The organism is Gemmatimonadaceae bacterium, from assembly GCA_020852815.1.
Lineage (GTDB): Bacteria > Gemmatimonadota > Gemmatimonadetes > Gemmatimonadales > Gemmatimonadaceae > SCN-70-22.
In genome coordinates this window covers 77,742-95,810 of record JADZAN010000046.1, presented here as the reverse complement: position 1 = coordinate 95,810, position 18,069 = coordinate 77,742, and the positions used below count along the sequence as shown (strand labels likewise).

13 protein-coding genes are annotated in these 18,069 nt (G+C 69.6%); 2 read left to right on the top strand and 11 right to left on the bottom strand.

The annotated features are described in order from the left end of the window. Positions 1-14: 14 nt before the first annotated feature. From phoU to udk, 11 genes are all read right to left on the bottom strand, one after another. Positions 15-728 (bottom strand): phosphate signaling complex protein PhoU, encoded by a 714-nt coding sequence (gene phoU / locus IT359_20355; protein MCC6931352.1) that lies wholly within the window; start codon positions 726-728, stop codon positions 15-17. After that, positions 725-2,131, bottom strand: a complete 1,407-nt coding sequence (locus IT359_20350) for a phosphate ABC transporter ATP-binding protein (protein ID MCC6931351.1) — start codon at positions 2,129-2,131, stop codon at positions 725-727. The genes phoU and IT359_20350 overlap by 4 nt, the downstream gene beginning before the upstream one ends. A gap of 231 nt (positions 2,132-2,362) precedes the next feature. Beyond that, positions 2,363-3,223, bottom strand: a complete 861-nt coding sequence (pstA, locus tag IT359_20345; GenBank protein MCC6931350.1) for a phosphate ABC transporter permease PstA — start codon at positions 3,221-3,223, stop codon at positions 2,363-2,365. A 65-nt stretch (positions 3,224-3,288) separates the two neighbouring features. Further along, positions 3,289-4,206, bottom strand: coding sequence for a phosphate ABC transporter permease subunit PstC (gene pstC / locus IT359_20340; protein ID MCC6931349.1), 918 nt, complete (start codon positions 4,204-4,206; stop codon positions 3,289-3,291). Between the two features lie 80 nt (positions 4,207-4,286). Next, a complete protein-coding gene (pstS, locus tag IT359_20335; protein MCC6931348.1) occupies positions 4,287-5,366 on the bottom strand; it encodes a phosphate ABC transporter substrate-binding protein PstS in 1,080 nt (359 codons plus the stop codon). A gap of 172 nt (positions 5,367-5,538) precedes the next feature. Next, the gene (locus IT359_20330) at positions 5,539-6,060 is read right to left on the bottom strand and encodes a hypothetical protein (GenBank protein MCC6931347.1); all 522 of its coding nucleotides are present in this window, start codon (positions 6,058-6,060) and stop codon (positions 5,539-5,541) included. A gap of 319 nt (positions 6,061-6,379) precedes the next feature. Next, on the bottom strand, positions 6,380-8,131 hold the full coding sequence (locus IT359_20325) for a fibronectin type III domain-containing protein (GenBank protein ID MCC6931346.1): 1,752 nt from the start codon (positions 8,129-8,131) through the stop codon (positions 6,380-6,382). Between the two features lie 25 nt (positions 8,132-8,156). Continuing rightward, on the bottom strand, positions 8,157-10,976 hold the full coding sequence (locus IT359_20320) for a TonB-dependent receptor (GenBank protein ID MCC6931345.1): 2,820 nt from the start codon (positions 10,974-10,976) through the stop codon (positions 8,157-8,159). 124 nt (positions 10,977-11,100) lie between these two features. After that, positions 11,101-12,855: a HAMP domain-containing protein gene (locus IT359_20315; GenBank protein ID MCC6931344.1), complete on the bottom strand. Its 1,755-nt coding sequence runs from the start codon at positions 12,853-12,855 to the stop codon at positions 11,101-11,103. Beyond that, positions 12,852-13,574 carry a response regulator transcription factor gene (locus IT359_20310; protein ID MCC6931343.1) on the bottom strand — a complete coding sequence of 241 codons (723 nt, stop codon included), beginning with the start codon at positions 13,572-13,574 and terminating at the stop codon, positions 12,852-12,854. The genes IT359_20315 and IT359_20310 overlap by 4 nt, the downstream gene beginning before the upstream one ends. Beyond that, the gene (udk, locus tag IT359_20305; protein ID MCC6931342.1) at positions 13,571-14,257 is read right to left on the bottom strand and encodes a uridine kinase; all 687 of its coding nucleotides are present in this window, start codon (positions 14,255-14,257) and stop codon (positions 13,571-13,573) included. The genes IT359_20310 and udk overlap by 4 nt, the downstream gene beginning before the upstream one ends. Before the next feature lie 262 nt (positions 14,258-14,519). Between udk and IT359_20300 the strand changes: the two genes are divergently transcribed. Beyond that, the gene (locus IT359_20300; GenBank protein ID MCC6931341.1) at positions 14,520-17,813 is read left to right on the top strand and encodes a 5'-nucleotidase C-terminal domain-containing protein; all 3,294 of its coding nucleotides are present in this window, start codon (positions 14,520-14,522) and stop codon (positions 17,811-17,813) included. Further along, a complete protein-coding gene (locus IT359_20295) occupies positions 17,810-18,067 on the top strand; it encodes a hypothetical protein (protein MCC6931340.1) in 258 nt (85 codons plus the stop codon). Before IT359_20300 ends, IT359_20295 begins: the two co-directional genes overlap by 4 nt. Positions 18,068-18,069: the final 2 nt, after the last annotated feature.

The following is an 18,069-nucleotide window of genomic DNA, read 5'->3' as shown; positions in this document are numbered from 1 at the left end:
CGAGCGCAGGCAGCCTACGCGGTGTCGGCCGCCGAGCGCTCGTCGACCTCGAAACGATGCTTGATCTGCTTCCCCTCCGCCAGATAGACCGCGTCCTCGCCGATGTTGGTGGCGAGGTCGGCGACGCGCTCCAGGTTCCGGCTTACGAGGAGGAGTTCGAGCGACGGATTGATCGTGCGCGCATCGGCCATCATGTGCGTGAGGAGGATGCGGAAGAGCGAGTCGTGCAGCGCATCGACGGCGTCGTCGGCCCTGCACACCTCGCGCCCCAGCGTGCCATCGGCGCGAATGAAAGCGTCGAGCGCATCGGAGAGCATGCGACGCGCGCGGCGCGCCATGTCCTCGATCTCGGGATCGGGGGTGATCGTGCCGCGGAGCGCGATGAGGCGCAGCGCCGACTGCGCGATGTTGACCGCGTGGTCGCCCACGCGTTCCAGGTCGCTCGAGACCTTGATGGCGCTGATGATGAAGCGCAGGTCGCGCGCCATGGGCTGTTGCGTGGCGAGCAGCTCGACGGCGAGCGACTCGACCTCTATCTCGAGGACGTCGATTTCGCGATCGCCGAGGATGACCGCGTCGGCCGTTTCCTTGTCGCGCGTGAGCAGAGCGTCCACGGCGAGGTCGACGAGCTCCTCGGCGCGCGCCGACATGTCCAGCAGGCGCTGCTTGAGCATGGCCAACTGATCGTGGAAGTGGCGAAAGCCGATGGACTCGGTCGCTGGGCTCACCCGAACCTCCCGGTGATGTAGGCCTCGGTGCGCTCCTCGCGCGGGCTCGTGAAGAGGCGCTCGGTCGCGTCCACCTCGACAAGGCGTCCGAGGTAGAAGAAGGCGGTCTGGTCGGCGACGCGCGCCGCCTGCTGCAAGTTGTGCGTGACGATGACGATGGTGAGGTCGGCCTTGAGCTCGTAGAGGAGCGCCTCGACCTTCTGCGTGGCGATGGGGTCGAGGGCGGAGCAGGGTTCGTCGAGGAGGAGGACCTCGGGTTGGTTGGCGAGGGCGCGCGCGATGCAGAGGCGTTGTTGCTGTCCCCCGGACAGGCCTAACGCGCTCTGCTTGAGGCGTTCCTTGACCTCGTCCCACAGCGCCGCGCGCTGCAACGACGCCTCCACGATCTCATCCAGCTCGGCGCGCGACGACGTGCCGTTGATGCGCGGGCCGTACGCCACGTTGTCGTAGATCGACTTGGGGAACGGGTTCCAGCGCTGGAAGACCATTCCCACGCGCTGGCGCAGCTCCACCACGTCCATCGTGCGCGCGTGCAACGAGTCACCGTCGAGGAGGAGTTCCCCCGAGTGCCGTGCGCCGGGAATGAGGGCGTTCATCCGGTTGATGGAGCGCAGGAAGGTCGACTTTCCACAGCCGGAGGGGCCGATGAGCGCCGTCACCGAACGCGCCGGCATCGTGAGGGTGATGTCGTGCAACGCCTGCGTCTCGCCGTACCAGAACGAGTAGTCGCGCGCCTCGATGACGCCGGTTGCGACGGTCATCCGAATCTCCCTGTGATGTACGCTTCCGTTCGTGTGTCCTGCGGATTGGTGAAGAGCGCGCTGGTGGGCGCCACCTCCACCAGCTCGCCGCCCAACATGAAGGCGGTGCGGTTGGAGACGCGGGCGGCCTGCTGCATGTTGTGCGTGACGATGACGACGGTCACCGTGCCGCGCAGTTGGTAGACGAGTTCTTCCACCTTCTGCGTGCTGATGGGGTCGAGCGAGGCGGTGGGCTCGTCGAGCAGGACCACGCGGGGCGAGGTGGCCAGGGCGCGGGCGATGCACAGGCGCTGTTGCTGGCCGCCGGAGAGCCCGATGGCGGAGTCCTTCAGTCGGTCCTTCACTTCGTCCCACAGCGCGGCATCCCGCAGCGAGCGCTCGATGATGCGGTCCAGGTCGCGGCGTGACGGCGTTTCGCCCCCTAACCCTCTGAAGCCGGCGGCGACGTTGTCGCGGATCGACATCGTGGGGAACGGGGTGGGGCGCTGGAAGACCATCCCGATGCGCCGCCGCACCTGGATGGGTGATGCATGGCGCGCGTAGATGTCCGCGCCATCGAGGAGGACCTCTCCCTCGACGCGTGCCCCAGGCGCCGTCTCGTGCATCCGGTTGAGGCAGCGGAGGAGCGTCGACTTGCCGCATCCCGACGGGCCGATGATGGCCGTCACTTCGCCATCGTGAAAGGCAAGGTTCACGTCGCGCACGGTGCGCGTGGCCCCGTAGTAGGCGTCGAGCGCTCGCACCGCGATGCGCACGGTGGGCGCGCTCGGCGCGTTAGGCGCTGGGGGCGCGTTAGGCGCGGGGGGAGCCTGCGGCGCGTTAGGCAGGGACCGCAACAGCGTTGGCGATGGCTTGCGGCTGCCGAGCGTGAGGTCAGTCACCACTCCCTCCGAATCGTGAACGGGTGACGAGGCGCGAGAGAAGCGATATGACGAGCACGAGCGCGATGAGGACGAGTGCGCCGGCCCAGGCCAGGCGGTGCCACTCGTCGTACGGGCTGATGGCGTACGCGAAGATCTGGAGCGGGAGCGCCGAAACCGGCTGGTCGAGCGCGAGTGACCAGAACTGGTTGCCGAAGGCGGTGAAGAGGAGTGGCGCCGTCTCACCCGCAATGCGCGCGACCGCAACGAGCGCGCCGGTCACGATCCCGGGAAGGGCGGTGCGGAGCACGATGGCCAACGATGTCCGCCACCGGGTGTAACCCAACGCCAGCGCCGCCTCGCGCAGCGACACGGGAACGAGGCGGATCATCTCCTCGGTGGTGCGCGTGACGAGCGGGATCATCATCGCGCCTAACGCGATCCCCCCCGCGGCGGCCGAGAAGTGCCCCACCGGCCGCACGAGGAACTGCCAGGCAAAGATCCCCATCACGATCGACGGGAGCCCGTTGAGGACGTCGGCCAGGAAGCGCACGGCGACGGCAAGGCGGGTGGTGCGCTGCTCCGCCAGGTACAATCCCGCGCCGACCCCGACCGGGAGGCCGATGAGCGACGCAATGCCCAGCAGGACGAGCGTCCCGGCGATGGCGTTGGCCATCCCGCCCCCGGCTTCCCCCACCGGCTTGGGCATCCTGGTGAAGAAGTCGGCCGAGAGCGACGAGGCCCCCTCGCGCGCCAGGTGCCAGAGGATGAAGACGAGCGGGAGGACGGCGACGAGGGCCGCAACGTTCATCACGCCGAGCATGACGGCGTTCGTGGCGCGCCGCAGCCCCAGCGAGCGGGCGGTGCGCTGCATCGCCGCGCGCTGCACACCGCTGGGGCGGCGCGCGGGAGACGGCGACGGCGCGGCCGCGTTCACGTTCATCGCCCCTCCCGCGACACGCGCCATACCAGCCAGCGTGCCACCACGTTCACCACCAGCGTCACCGCCAGCAGCACGGCGCCGCACGCCATCAGTGTGGACGTGTGCAGCGCACTCGTTGCCTCGGCGAACTCGTTGGCGATGACCGAGGCCAGCGTGTAGCCGGGCGCGAAGAGCGACGAGGAGATCTCGTGCCGGTTGCCGATGAGCATCGTGACCGCCATCGTCTCGCCTAACGCGCGCCCCAGCCCGAGGATGATCCCGCCAACGATCCCCGAGCGCGCGTAGGGGACCACGGCATCCCGGATCATCTCCCACTTGGTGGCGCCGAGGGCGAGCGCGGCCTCGCGCTGCGAGCGCGGCACGGCCATCAGGACCTCGCGCGACACCGCCGAGATGTAGGGGAGGACCATGATCCCCAGGATCACCGCGGCGGCCAGCATCGACGGACCGTACGCCGCTCCGCTGAAGAACGGGGTGTGCCGGAGCCCGAGCGTGTCGGCGAGGAAGGGCATGACCTGCTCGCGCAGCACGGGGAGGAGGACGAAGATCCCCCACAACCCGTAGACAACCGATGGAATGGCGGCCAGGAGATCGACGAGGAAGGCGACCGGCTGGCGCAGCCACGTCGGCGCGAACTCGCTCAGGAAGACCGCCACGCCTAACGCCAGCGGGGTGGCCAGCGCGAGGGCGAGCACCGAGGAGACGACGGTGCCGTAGATCATCGGGGCGGCGCCGAAGTTGCCCCGCACCTCGTCCCACTGGCTCGACGTGAGGAAGTCGAGGCCAAAGGTGCGAAACGCCGGCCACGCGGCCACGACGACCTCGAGCGCGATGAGTCCCAGCAGTAGCGGGACGGCCCACGCGAACGCCGTCGTCACCAGGCGATAGATCCGGTCGCCGGGTGTCGAGCCCACCAGCGCCCCCCCTGCACCCAAAATGGGCGATGGCACCGGCGGCGCCGCCGCCCCCAGCGCGGGGAGCTGCGACGGCGACGTCACCGGGGCGCGCCCGCCTTCACGCGGTCGAGGCGCGCCGTGAGCTGCGTCGCGAGCGCCTTGGGGAGCGGGGCATAGTCGAGCGCCGAGGCGCTCTGCTGCCCCGAGTCGTACATCCACTTCATGAAGTCGACGAGCTTCTCGCGCTTGGCCGCGTCGCCCTGCTGCTCGTACACGAGGAGCCAGGTGAACGAGGCAATCGGATACGCCCCGGCACCCGGCGCGTTCACGATGGAGACACGATAGTCGGAGTCGGAGGCGAGGCCGGCGACCGCGCCCTCGGCGGCGGCGGTGATGCTGGCGATCGTTGGAGGTACGAATGTCCCGGCGGCGTTCTGGATCAGCGCGCTGGGGAGCTTGTTCTGGTTGGCGTAGGCCAACTCGACGTAGCCAATGGCGCCCGGTGTCTGCTTCACGGCGCCGGCGACCCCCTCGTTCCCCTTGCCGCCCAGCCCAACCGGCCACTGCACCGACTTCCCCTTCCCGGGGCCCGCGCCCCACGCCTTGCTCACCGTGGTGAGGTAGTCGGTGAAGATGTAGGTGGTCCCGCTGCCATCGGAGCGATGCACGACGAGGATGTCCTTGGCGGGGAGCGCGGCGCCGGCATTCTCGGCGGCGATGCGCGGGTCGTTCCACCGCGTGATCTTGCCGAGGAAGATGTCGGCCACGAGGGCGCCCGTCAGGCGCAATGGGGTCGTGACCTCGGGGAGGTTGTAGGTCACCACGTCGGCGCCGAGGACGGTGGGGAAGTGCAGGACCATGCCCCCCTTTGCGTTGGCCAGCTCTGCATCCGACATGGGGCCGTCGGTGGCGCCGAAGTCGACCGTCTGCTCGGAGAGCTGCTTGATGCCGCCGCCGGAGCCAATCGACTGGTAGTTGATCTTGACGCCCGTTGCGGTTGCGTAGTCCGAGAACCACTTGGAGTAGATCGGATACGGGAAGGTGGCGCCGGCGCCGTTGAGGTCGACGGATGACGAGGCGGCGGCGCTGGCGGCCGCCGTGTCACCGGATCTCGGGTCACCGCCACCGCAGGCGGCGATTGTTGCAATGGCGAGCGCGGTCAGGGCGCGTGCGTGCACGTGACGATCTCCAGTAAGTCGAGTAGTGACGGGAAGATCGCACGCCCCTCGATGCAACTGAGCGGCGAATGTGTAACGGCGCCGTCACACCTCATGCGGCTGTGACCGCGCCGTTACAAACGCGGCGAGCGAGGGGGCGGACGAGAGCCCGAGCGCCCGGTCGCGAGCGCTGTCAGAAGTCGTTGCCGAACGAGAGCAGCTTGAAGCGGCCGTTGACCGCGACCACCGCGCCAAACAGGCGCTGCGCCCGTGCCTCCCCGTCGCGCCCCGGCACCGTCACGCGACAGTTAGGCCAGAGCGTCAGGCTGCCGTACGTCTCGCGCTCGTCGCAGGCGAGGGCGCGCGCCACGAGCGGCGTCGCGCGAAAGCGCTCCAGCAGCCGCGAGCGACCGGCGCGGCTCTCGGCGGCCAGGAGCATCCACGCGGCGTCGGGCGGGTGATTGTAGGGAGCGCGCGCGATCGGGAGTTCGGGATAGACGAGCCAGGCGTACTCGGCGCGCGACACGGCGAGCGCGGCCAATGCGTGCGCGTCGTGCCGCGTGACGGCGGCGATGACGAGTGCCACCAGCGAATCACGCGATGGCGCGCCGCCGGCCAGGTTGCGCACCGTGGGAAGGGAGGCGCGGAAGCGTTGCAACTGCGCCAATGGCGAACGCGCCGAGTCGACGACGTAGCCCGGTGTGGCGCGATGCATCGAGTCGGCGAGTGCACGGGCGACGGAATCTCGATGCAGCGATGCCAGCGAGTCCGCGCGCGCACGGTGTACGGAGTCGGGCGGTTGCAGCTGTAGCACCACGGTGTCGCGCGTCGGCGCGCCAGATACACGCGAAGGCGCCGCGCCGCCTTCCCCGCAGGCGGCGAGTCCGGCGATCAGGACGCTGCCCGCGAGCGACAGAGTACGTGTCCTTCGGGACAAGGTGAGTGGGCGCACACTCGGGCTTCGTGGAGTGAGGCGCGGGACCGGCCCATGACGCTGGTCGGTTCCGCGCAACGTGGAGCGGACGGTGCGGCGCCTACTGGCGCGCGTAGTATGTCCACCCCTGCCACCACTTGCTCCCTCCCGGTGCGGCAGCGCCGAGGTAGGGTGTGCCCGTGACGGCCGCCCCGGCGGCCGTGGCCAGTTTGCCGGTGAAGGCGGCGAGACCACCGGCCGCGGCAGCGCTCCCCGCCTTAGGCGTCCAGTCGAAGCTGGCGGCCGTGGTGTTGGGCGAGGCGACGTCGGGGATCGCGGTGAAGAGGTCGGTGATGGCGAGCGTGGGGTTCACCGTGATGGCGTTGCCGGCGATGTCGAAGGCGTATCGTGCCGATCCCGTCTCGAACGTGGTGCCTGACGAGGCGATGAGGATGTTGCGCACTGCCAGGTCGCTGGTGGCGATGTCGGGAATCGGCGCGTTGCCGGCGCGCTTGTACGTCTCGGCGTCTCGCACGGCGATCGCGCTGCGCGGCCAGCGGGCCAGCACCCCGTTCACATAGTAGCCGCCGGTTCCGCGACGCAGCATGACGCCGACGCCGCCGCTCGCCCCCGAGGTGGAGGCGTCGCCCGTGCCGACGAGCGAGTAGTTGGCCACCACGGGCGTGGTGAAGGGGGCCTGGTCGAAGCCGTTGGTGCATCCCGTGCCGTTGCAGCCGTCGTTCTCGATCCCCTGCGGATCGGTCGAGACCGAACCGGCGCCGGTGCGCGGCGTGAGGACGGTGCTCTGGTAGGCAACGAGGTACTGCAGGCGGCCGCGGTATCCCTCCGACATGTCGAAGTGATCGTCGCCCGATTCGTAGGAGACGAGGTACGAACCATCGACGGTACCGCCAAAGAACTCGAAGGAGTCATCGAGGCCGGAGAGCGATTCGAGGTACGAGAGCCTGGTCCCGCTGCCGACGGCGGCGAAGGTGAACGAGTTGAGCTCGTTGTTAACCGACGGCGCAAAGCCCGCGAACTCGACGCGCACGTACTTGAGCTCACCGCTCGAGTCGGTATCGCTCGTGCCGCCGCTGTAGAGAACGCGATAGTTCTTCCCCGAGGCGACCGTTGTCCCGTCGGTGCCGCTCCCTTCCACCTCCACATCGCCGTCGCGGGAGGAGCGCGCGTTGCCGATGATGATCACCCCGCCCCAGTCGCCGGGCGATCGCTGGCCAACGCCGCGCGACGACGTGAAGACGATGGGCGCATCGACGGTGCCGACCGCCTGGATTTTCGCGCCGCGCATGACGAAGAGCGACGACCCGAGGGTGGCGTAGTCGCCCTTGATCGTCGTCCCCGGCTGGATGGTGAGCGTGGCGCCGTTGGTGACGTGGATGAAGCCCTTGAGCGTGTACGCGGTGTCGGCGTTGAAGGTCGTGTTGCTCGTGATGTCGGCGGTGATGTCCTTGGCGGCGCTGCCGAAGGCGAGCGTGGTGGCTGCTGTTTCGTTCGTGTAGTCGCTTTCCTGCGTGCCGCGCTGCGCCTTCACGCGATAGCGATAGAGCGTTTCGCGCTTGAGGTTGGCGTCGGCGAAGGTGACGGCGCCCGCGGTGGCGGGGGCGGTGACTGAACCGGCCATCGCGAAGGTGCCGGCCCCCTCGGCGCGCTCGACGACGTAGCTGTTGTCGCCAGCCGCACTGTTGAAGGAGACGCGAATGCTCGACGACGAGAGCGCGGTTGCGGAGAGGCCCAGTGGTGGCGACGGACGGTCCGGCGCGCCGGGACTGTCGCTGTCGCCACAGGCGGCGAGCGTGCACAACACGCCGGTTGCCACGGCGCTGCGGAGGAGCTGCTGGGAGAACGGTATCATGCGGAGTCCTGAAGGGCTGGAGTTGTCAGGGTCGGAACTGGAAGCCGAGCTGGATGGTGCGTCCGGTGCGCCAGTACTCGCGCACGACCGTCCCCTGCACGGTCTGGTAGGGGGCGTCGAGCAGGTTGCGGGCGTCGAACCTGGCGCTGAGCGCACCGGCAAGCGGGAATCGCAGCGAGAGGTCGAGGACATTGCGCGCGAGTTCCTTCACGTCAGGCAGCGGCTGGTCGCCCGCGGCATCGATGCGATCGCCCACGCGGTTGAAGAGGAGCGTGGCGCTCGTGGCACCGTTCGCGCTCGCGTAGGTGAGCCCCGCGTTCAGCACGTACGGCGCCTGTCCCACCATGGCGCGCGACGGGTTGGTCGACGCCTGGCGTGCGGAGTCGCCGAGCGTGATCGTCGAGGACATCACGGTGAGGTTGGTGAAGGCCGTCAGCGCTCGCAGCGCCTGCGCGAACATCCCGAGCCCCTTCCGCAGCTCGAACTCCACGCCGTAGTTAGTCGCCCGCTCGGCGTTCACGTAGGCCAGGAAGCGTTGCGCGCCGGCGCTCTTGTACACGCGCTCGATGGGGTCGGAGAACGCCTTGGCGAAGAGCGACACGCTCACGATCTCCGCGGCGTCGGGGTACCACTCCCAGCGGATGTCGGCGTTGTCGATGCGCGTGCGCACGAGGTTCGGGTTCCCCTCGAGGTCGTCGCCGTTGAGGACGTCGCGGCTCTTGATGGGCGAGAGTTCGCGGTACTCGGGGCGCGCCAGCGTACGCGACACTGAAACGCGTACGGACTGGTACTCGCCCAGCTTGACGTTGAGCGCCGCCGAGGGGAGGAGGTCGTTCCACAGCTTCTGCGTCACCACCGGCTGGCCTAACGTCGACTGCGCGTTGACGGTGAGGTCGTCGCGCTCGTAGCGGGCGCCGGTGATGAGGCGCAGGCGGTCGGAGAGGGCGAGGTCGGCCATGAGGTAGCCGGCCGTTAGGCGGTCGCTCGCCGAATACGCGCCGCCCTGCGACAGCGGGGCGATTTCGAAGACCGATGAGGTCGGGGTGGTGAAGCGCCCGTCGAAGAGCTGCGAGGCGGGGAGCGCGCGGTCGGCCAGCGATATGCGTGGCGCGCTGATGGAGTACGAACGTGAGTCGGCGTCGCGATCGGTGCCGCGCCACAGCCCGCCGACCTTGAGCATCTGCGGACGCCCGAAGCCGCTGAAGGTAAGGAGGTAGTTCGCCCGCCCCTCGTTGGCGTCCTCGGTGAGGGTGGAGAAGGTGCGCACCGCGCCGCCGTTGCCGGTCGACAGCCACAACTGTTGCTCGTTGGCGGCGCCGGGGTTCACGATCTCCGAGACAAACTCCGAACGGTCGGGTTCGTCGCGGCGCACGCCCGACGTCGTGACCTGCCAGTCGATGCGGTGCCGCTCGCCGAGCTGGTGCTCGACGGCGAGCTGCGACGAGCGCACCGAGCGCTCCACGTACTGCATGCGATCGATGCGCGCCGCGATCCCTTCGTTCTCGAACGATCCGCGCTCGACGCGCGCGTCGTTATCGCTGGTGCGATTGTAGGTGTTGTTGAGCGAGACGCGCGTCGCCCCTCCCAGCAGCGTGCTGAGGTTGAGCAGCCCACCCCACAGCGTCCCCTGGTTGGCCGTCGATCCCTCGAAGCGATCGATCTCGTTGGTGGTGCCTGGCGTCGAGCCGCGCTGGGCAAGGGCGCGGCGCTGGCCGGTGCGCAGCTCCTCCGAGTAGCTGTACGTTCCTGAGAGGAGGTAGCCGATGCGCTGAGCGAGGATCGGATCATTGCCGCCGACCGACATCGCCATCGAGCCGTTGGGGAGGGCGTTGCGCTGCCCCGGCGTCCAGGCGTCGCGAAAGGTTCCCACCAGACGGTTCTTGTCGCCCTGCGTCAGCTCGATGTGCTGGAAGTTGCCCGCCGAGCGCACCAGCGCCGGCAGCGCGCGGTTGGAGCGTCCCATGGCAAACGGTTCGCCGCCGGCATTCACGCTCCCCAGGATCGACTGTCCGGTGACGCCGCCGTTGTACCCCGCGCTGCTCTGCCAGGTGAAGGTGCGGCGCGCCGGAAACTCGCGCGTCCTGATGTCGACCTGCGCCCCGGAGAAGTCTCCCTGCTGGTCGGGAGTGAAGGTCTTGGCCGTCGTCACCGACTGCAGCATGCCGGTAGGGAAGAGATCGAGCGGGACGACGCGGCGTTCGGGCTCGGGGCTTGGCATGCGCGCGCCGTTGAGCTGCGTCACGGTGTAGCGCTCGCCCAGTCCGCGCACGAAGACGTAGCGTCCGTCCTGCACCGTCACGCCGCTCACGCGCTGCACGGCCTGCGCGGCGTCGGAGTCCGGGCTCTTCGCGATCTGCTCGGCGGTGATGGCGTTGACGATGCCGGTGGCGGTGCGCTGCGCGTCGAGCGCGTCGGCCACCGAGCCACGCTCGGCGCTGGCGGTGACCGTCTGGGCGGCGAGGGTGATGGCCGCCGTCGAAAGCGTCACGTCCTGCGCCAGTGTCCTGTCGGCGCCCAGCATGATGCCGGTGACTGTTTTCGGCGTGTAGCCAATGCGGCGGAACTGGAGGGTGACCGTGCCGGCCGGGATGCTGGCGATCGTGTAGCGGCCGTCCACGCCCGACATGGCGCCTAACGTGGTGCCGACCACCTGGATGCCGACGTCGGAGAGTCCGAGGCCGCTGGCGACGTCGATCACGCGCCCGACAATGCGTCCGGCAGGCGCTGTCGACTGGGCGTGCAGGGGGCGCGGTGCGCCGATACCGTTCAGGAGGCAGACCGATCCCGCCAGCGCGAGCGCGACATGGCGCGCTCGCGCGAGGGAGTCGAGGATGCGACGGGGCATGTGTGTCTCGCACGTAAGGGAGCTGCGCGGCGCGGCTGGCGCGCGGCGCTCCGTTACATTGCTCATCCTTCGACACGGCTTGGCGACGGCAGTGCAACAGAGCCGTCACGGGAGGGCGCCTTCGTTAGGTGTCGCCCGCCCCGCTCGCCCCGGTCGCCGTGTCGCCGGCGTATGGTCGCGCACGGTCGGGGAACCAGGCGCTGACGCTCGTCCCCACCCCGGCGGTGCTCTCCGCCGTGACACGTCCGCCGTGCGCCTCGACCATGTGCTTCACGATCGCCAGGCCGAGCCCCGTCCCCCCTTCCTGACGCGAGCGGGCGGCATCGACGCGGTAGAAGCGCTCGAAGATGCGCGGGAGGTGCTCGGCCGGGATTCCTGATCCGGTGTCGCGCACCGTGAGGCGCACACCGTTGTCCTCGCGAATGGCGGCGATGGTCACGTGGCCGGCAGTGGTGTGGCGCAGCGCGTTGTCCACGAGGTTTCCAAGGACCTGACGCAGCGCGGTGGGGTCGGCGTGCACGACGTGGAGGTCGTCGCCAATCTCCGATTGCAGGGCAACGCGCTTGCGGTCGGCAATGGCGCGCGCGCCGGCAAAGGTCTCTTGCGCGACGGCGCGGATGTCCACGTCGTCGGGCGCTGGGCGCCACCCGCCGGACTCGATGCGCGACAGGTCGAGAAGGTCGTCGACGATGCGCTGCATCCGGTTTGTGTTGGAGAGGATGGTGGCGCTGAAGCGCGTGCGATCCTCCGGGGTCAGCGAGGGGTCCTGCAGCGTCTCGGCGAAGCCGTTCACCACCGTGAGCGGGGTGCGCAGTTCGTGCGAGACGTTGGCAACGAAGTCGCGGCGCACCTTCTCGAGGCGGCGTATGGTGGTGACATCGAGCAGCGCGAGGACGGCGCCTCCACCATCCAGCGCTCGGGCGGTGAGCGTGACGGCGCGGTCGTTGAGCGTGGTCTCGATTGCGTCGGTGGCGAAGCCGGCGAAGGCCGCGGCGAGTGCCTCGCGCAACACGCGATCGCGGGGGAGGCGGTCGGCGGGGAAGGGGAGCGGATCGCGCGCCCCCAGCAGGCGGCGCGCGCCGGCATTCATGTGCTGCACCTGCTGCCGTCCGTCGAGGGCGACTATTCCTTCGTTGAGTGCCTCGGTGAGGGCGCGCAGCAACGCGTCGTCGGCCTCGAGTGCGGCCACGCGCGCCGAGAGCTGCTCGGCCAGGCGATGGAACGCCGAGGCCAGCTCGCCCACTTCGCCAGGCGCAACGAGCGAGGGGCGGCGCGCGAGGTCGCCGCCGGCAATGGCCTGCGCGTCGTCGCGCAGCTCAAGGATGGGGCGCGTGACCGAGCGCGCGAAGAGGACGGCGAGCAGGAGCGCCACCAGCGTGGCGACGATGGCGACGGAGAGGACGTCGCCTTGCACCCGGCGGACGATCGCCGTCTGCAACGACGTGGAGATGGAGACGCGCGCTACGCCAAACGGCGTGCGCAGCGCCGCATACAGCTCCTCGTCGCCAGCGGACGGGGAACGACGCACCGACGATCCCTGCCCCGCCTGCAGCGCCTGGATGACTTCGGGGCGCGTGCGATGGTTCTCGAGCCGCCCCAGCGCCGGCGCGTCGAACTCGGAATCGCCGATGACCTTGCCTGACGAGTCGATGAGCGTGACGCGATGTCCCAGCGCCTCGCCGGCGGCGTTGGCGAGCGAGTCGGCGTCGACGCCGGGGTGCCACGCGGCGGCGATGAATCTCGCCTCACGCCACAGTTCCGCCTCGGTCTCGTCGTGCAGCCTGAGCCCCAGCCGCCAGTCGAGCGCCACCACCACCAGCAGCACGAGCACGCCGATGAGCAGGAGCGAACCGGCGAGCAGCCGACGGGAGAGCCTCACGCACTGCGTGGTTGGGCCGCCTTGAGGCGATAGCCGAATCCCCGCACGGTCTCGATCAACTCGCCGGCCGACTCCAACTTGGTGCGAAGGCGCTGCACGTGCATGTCCACGGTGCGCGTCTGGATGTCGGGGGCCGCGTCCCACACCGTTTCCAGCAGGTGCGCGCGGGCCTGCACGCGCCCGCGACGCTCGGCCAGCGTGAGGAGGAGCTTGTATTCGGTCGGCGTGAGCTCGATCTCGCGCCCGTCCACGTGCACGCGGTGCGCGGCGCGGTCGATCGCGATGGGACCCACGCGCAGCGTCTCCCCCGGCGGCTGTTGCCCCGCCTGCAGCCGGCGCAGGATGGCACCCACGCGCAGGATGAGTTCCTGCGGCGAGAATGGCTTGGTGAGGTAGTCGTCCGCACCTAACGACAGCCCCTTGATGCGATCCGGTTCGTCCTTGCGCGCCGTGAGCATGAGGACCGCCACGTCGCGCGTGACCTCATCGGCGCGGAGCTGCTCCAGAACCTCGAAGCCCGACATCCCGGGGAGCATGAGGTCGAGGACGACCAGGGCGGGGCGCTCCCGTCGCGCCTCGGCCACCGCGTCGGGGCCCGAGGCGGCGGTGGAGACGCGGTAGCCTGCCTTCACCAGGTGATAGGCGACGAGGGCGACGATATCCGGTTCGTCGTCGACGACGAGCACGCGCTCGCTCCCTGCGGCCGGGCGCGCCGTCATGCCCGCGCGCCTTCGCGCGCGCCTTCGCGGACGCTGTCGCGAACGCTGTCGCGCGACTCAGCGCCAGCCGCGTCGAAGCGGCGTTGGATCTTGGCCGTGATCATCTCGATGGCCACGGCGTTGTGGCCGCCGCGCGGGACGATCACGTCCGCGTAGCGCTTGCTGGGTTCCACGAACTGCTCGTGCATGGGGCGCACGGTCGTCATGTATTGCTGCAGGATGTCCTCCAGCGGGCGCCCCCGCTTGGCCATGTCGCGCTTGATGCGGCGCGCGAGGCGAATGTCGGCCTCGGCGTCGACGAAGACCTTCACGTCGCAGAGATCGCGCACCCGTTCATCCACGAACAGGAGGATTCCGTCGACCACGATCACGTCGGCGGGGGGAACCCGTCGCGTCTCCGCACGTCTCGTATGCGTCACGAAGTCGTAGATCGGTTTCTCGATCCCCGTCCCCGACACCAGCTGTTGCAGCTGCTCCACCAGCAGGTCGAGGTCGAAGGCATCGGGATGGTCCCAGTTGACCTGGCGCCGTTCCTCGATCGGCAGGTGCACGAAGTTGCGGTAGTACGCATCCATGTCGATGAAGGCCACCGACGCGTGGGACAACTGCTCCGCGACGCGCCGCGCCACCGTCGACTTCCCCGACCCCGTCCCTCCCGCGATGCCGATGATGAGCGGCTTCACGAGACTAACCCCGCCGTGTATTCGTGCGGAGAACGTTCGTGGATCAACGGCCTGGGGAGAAGCTGGAAAGGCGTCACGGTTTGGTATCGATCACGAAAGGGCGGGCTGCGGCGCACGAGACATGGCCCCGTCCGCGACGGGCACCAGGTGCCGGCGGCGGGCAGTATCTGGAAGCTTGCGAACGCCTTCGCCCCGGTCAATCACGGCTCTGCCGCATTGCCCGGCGCTCCCCTTCGACGAGGGGGGCCGCTAGCTTCTCCCCATGCGTCACCCCGTTATGGCCCTCCCGCGCGTCGTGCGTCGGGAAGGGCGCCGCCGAGCGATTGTCGCCCCCCGCCTTTCCCTGCTCGCCGCGCTGGCGGCGGTCGCGCTGTGTGGCTGTGCCTCGTCCACGGCGCGCCCCGCGTCAGCTTCGGCATCCGCCGCCGCCCCAACCGCCAAGGCCGGCGACTCGACAGTCATCATCGTCGCCGCCACCACCGACGTCCACGGGCGCCTGCGCGGGTGGGACTACTACGCCGATGCCGCCGACACACTGCGCGGCCTGACGCGCTCCGCCACCATCGTCGACTCGGTGCGCAAGGCCCGCCCTGGGCATGTCGTCCTCGTCGACGCCGGCGACCTGCTGCAGGGCAATCCGCTGACCTATGTCGCGGCGCGCATCGACACGGCGGCGCCGCACCCGGTCATCGCGGCGATGAACGCGATGCAGTACGACGCCGCGGCGCTGGGCAACCACGAGTTCAACTACGGCCTGCCGACGCTCGACAAGGCCGTCGCGCAGGCAACGTTCCCCTTCCTCTCTGCCAACACCTTCCGCACCAACGGCCAGCGCGCGTATCCGGCGTCGACGGTGGTGCAGCGCGGCGGCGTGCGCATCGGGATCGTGGGGGCCACGACCCCCGGGGTGCTGGTGTGGGACCGCGACAACGTCGCCGGCAGGTTGCAGCTGAAGGACATCGTGACGGAAGTCGGGCGCGAGGTGCAGGCGGTGCGCCGGCGCTCCGACGCGGTCGTCGTCGTCGTCCACTCGGGGCTCGGCGAGCCGGCCAGCTACGACACGGTGTCCACGGGGCTCCCCAGCGAGAACGTCGGGGCGCGCATCGCGCGTGAAGTCCCCGGGGTGCACCTCATCGTCATCGGGCACTCGCACAAGGAAGTCGCCGACACCGCCATCAACGGCGTGACGATCGTGCAGGCGCGCAACTGGGCAACGTCGGTGGCGCTGGCGACGATGACGCTCACGCACGATGGAGCGGCGTGGACGGTGGCGCGCACGCGCGGCCAGATCGTGCGCGACGCTGGTCACGCCGAGCATCCGGCCGTCCTCGCCGTCACGCAGCGCGCCCATGAGCAGACGGTGCGCTGGGTGAACCAGACGTTAGGCACCACGCCGGTGCCCTGGCGCGCCGACTCGGCGCGCGTGCGCGACACGCCACTCATCGACTTCATCCTGGAAACGCAGCGCCAGGCGGCGGGGACCGACCTGGCCTCGACCGCCGCTTTCGACATCGGCGCCTCGCTCGACGCCGGTCCGGTAACGGTGGCCGAGGTGGCGCGCTTGTATCCGTACGACAACACGCTGCGCGCGGTGCGCATCACCGGGAAGCAGCTGCGCGAGTATCTCGAGTACTCATCGCGCTACTATCGCACCGCGGGGACACCGGAGGCGGCGCAGTCGCCCACCGATCCCACGGTGCCCGGTTACAACTTCGACATCGTGGCCGGCGCGGACTACACCATCGACATCTCTCGCCCCATCGGGAGCCGCGTCACGCGCCTGCAGGTGAAGGGGCGCGACGTGGCCGACACCGACTCGTTCACGCTGGCGCTGAACAACTACCGGCAGACGGGCGGGGGCGGCTACGCGATGCTGCGCGATGCGCCGCTCATCTACGACAAGCAGGAGGAGATCCGCGACCTCCTCATTGCGGAAGTGCGCCGCCGCGGGACGTTGCGCCCGGACGACTTCGCCGTGCGCAACTGGGCGCTGGAGCCGTCGGGTGCGGCCGACGCGGCGTACCGGGGCATGCACGCGAGCGCATTCGACGCCAGCGGAACCACGCGCCGGCCGTCAGCTGCCGCCAACCGCCTGACGAGTGGGCGCTGGCTCCGCGTCATAGCCACCAACGACTTCCATGGCGCTTTCGAGGCGCGCGCCGACAACAACGGCGTGCTGCGGGGGGGCGCGCCGTGGTTCATCGGGGCCATCGAGCAGGCGCGCCGTGAATGTCAGGCGCCCACCTGCGCCTCCCTCTGGCTCGATGGCGGCGACGAGTTCCAGGGGACGCCGGCGTCCAACATCACCTACGGCGCCAGCGTCGTCTCGCTCTTCGCGCGGCACGGGCTGGTGGCCTCGGCGTTAGGCAACCACGAGTTCGACTGGGGAGTCGATTCGCTCAAGGCGCGCATGCGCCAGGCGCCGTACGCCATCCTCGGCGCCAACGTGACCGACAGCGCCGGCCGCGACGTCCCGTGGATTCGCAACGACACGCTCGTCGATGTGCAGGGCGTCAGGGTCGGCGTGATCGGTGTGGCCACTGTGGAGACCCCGACCACCACCAAGGCGACCAACGTCGTGGGGCTGCGCTTTACCAACCCGGCGCGCGTCGTGGACGAACGCGCGCGCGCGCTGCGCGCACGCGGGGCCCACGTGGTGGTCGTCATCGCTCACGCCGGCGCCTTCTGCGACCGCCGGAGCCTCGACGGCTGCAACGGCGAGATCGTCGACCTGGCCAACGCCGTCACCGAGAAGATCGACGCGATCGTCAGTGGACACACGCATTCCGGCGTGGCCACGCGCGTGAAGGGAATCCCGATCGTGCAGGCGTACTCGCGCGGCTCCGCGGTGGGGGTCATCGACATCCCGCTCTCGAGCGCGGAGGCACCGCCGGTCATCGTACGCAACGTCTGGCGTGACTCGGTCGCCGCCGACCGGCCGTCAGCTGCCTACACCGACTCTGTCCTCGCCCGCGCCAACGCCATTTACGACAAGCCGGTCGCCGAGATCGCCGAGCGGATGAACGCGGGGGCATCGGGGACGCTGGGCAACCTCATTGCCGATGCGTTTCGCACGGTGGGGAAGGGTGACGTGGGATTGATGAACAGCGGCGGCGTGCGCGCCCCGCTGTATGCCGGTTGGGTCACGCTGGGGAAGCTGTTCGAGGTGGAACCGTTCGGCAACTCGCTCATGCGCGTGCACGTGCTCGGGCGCGACCTGCGACGCCTGTTGGAAGAGATCGTCGATACCTCCAACGTGCGAATGCACCTGAGCGGCGTGAAGGTCACCTACGATCCGGCACGGCCGGCAGGGCAGCGCGTCACCTCGCTCACCTTCAGCGATGGACGCCCGGTCAACGCCCGGCAGTTGTACACCCTCGTCACGCTCGACTTCATCCTGATGGGCGGCGACGGCCTCTCGCTCGCCAAGCGCGCAGCGAAAGTCGTCGACCTCCGGATGTCCGACCTGGACGCGCTCGCGCAGTACCTGCGCACGCGCCCGCAACCGGTGCGCGCCCCCAGCGACGCGCGCCTCATCCCCCTCTCCAAGCCATGAGCGCCACGGTGCGCGTGTACGTGAATGGCCGCGGCGTCGATGCCCCGGCCAATGGAACCCCGGTCGATGCGGTGCGCCTGGTCGACGCCGCGCTCGCCGAGGCGATCGTTGCCGGCGAGCGGCTGGTGACCGATTCGCGCGGGCTCCCGCTCGAGTCGAATGCCCCCGTCTTCGCTGGCGCGATCTTCCGCGTGGTCGCCAACCGGCAACGCGGGTCCGCAGGCGCCAACGGTGCAGCTGGCGAGGACGCCTGACG

What these genes read in the sequence shown, in the direction of transcription:
- IT359_20350 (MCC6931351.1), bottom strand. Translation starts at nt 2,131, where the DNA reads ATGCGGCAAGTCGACGCTCCTCCGCTGCCTCAACCGGATGCACGAGAC.
- pstA (MCC6931350.1), bottom strand. Translation starts at nt 3,223, where the DNA reads ATGCAGCGCACCGCCCGCTCGCTGGGGCTGCGGCGCGCCACGAACGCC.
- IT359_20330 (MCC6931347.1), bottom strand. Translation starts at nt 6,060, where the DNA reads ATGCATCGCGCCACACCGGGCTACGTCGTCGACTCGGCGCGTTCGCCA.
- IT359_20325 (MCC6931346.1), bottom strand. Translation starts at nt 8,131, where the DNA reads ATGATACCGTTCTCCCAGCAGCTCCTCCGCAGCGCCGTGGCAACCGGC.
- IT359_20320 (MCC6931345.1), bottom strand. Translation starts at nt 10,976, where the DNA reads ATGCCCCGTCGCATCCTCGACTCCCTCGCGCGAGCGCGCCATGTCGCG.
- IT359_20310 (MCC6931343.1), bottom strand. Translation starts at nt 13,574, where the DNA reads ATGACGGCGCGCCCGGCCGCAGGGAGCGAGCGCGTGCTCGTCGTCGAC.
- IT359_20300 (MCC6931341.1), top strand. Translation starts at nt 14,520, where the DNA reads ATGCGTCACCCCGTTATGGCCCTCCCGCGCGTCGTGCGTCGGGAAGGG.
- IT359_20295 (MCC6931340.1), top strand. Translation starts at nt 17,810, where the DNA reads ATGAGCGCCACGGTGCGCGTGTACGTGAATGGCCGCGGCGTCGATGCC.